General features: G+C 52.2%; 1 protein-coding gene. It reads right to left on the reverse strand.

Annotation, left to right across the window (positions count from 1 at the left end; all coding sequences use genetic code 11):
- The coding region (locus HFD97_RS22090; RefSeq protein ID WP_167432560.1) for a lytic transglycosylase domain-containing protein at positions 1–339 on the reverse strand (339 nt) is incomplete at both ends.

Here is a 339-nt window from a genome sequence, read left to right on the forward strand (position 1 = left end):
TTTGATCAGCTTCGGGTTCGGGCCGGTGTTGTACATCCCGACGCTGTCCCAGTTCCTGCCGTACTGCCTGAAGTTTCTCGCCTCGATCCATGCACCGGTATAAATGCAGATGCACGGATCTTTCAGCAGCCTTTCCCGCGTAATATCGAACTTCTTCAGCTGGTTAAAGTGAGAGCTGTTTATCTGCATATTGCAGACGTCATGCGTGCCGCCGCTGCTTTTAGTATTCAGTGCGTTGTTACGCATACGTGATTCCTGAATGGAATGCGCCATCAGCAGACGCGGATCAATACCGAAATCCTGACCGGCCTTTGTGAAACACATTTCCGGCGCGGCCTG

Source organism: Pantoea sp. EKM103V, assembly GCF_011800365.1.
GTDB lineage: Bacteria > Pseudomonadota > Gammaproteobacteria > Enterobacterales > Enterobacteriaceae > Pantoea > Pantoea anthophila.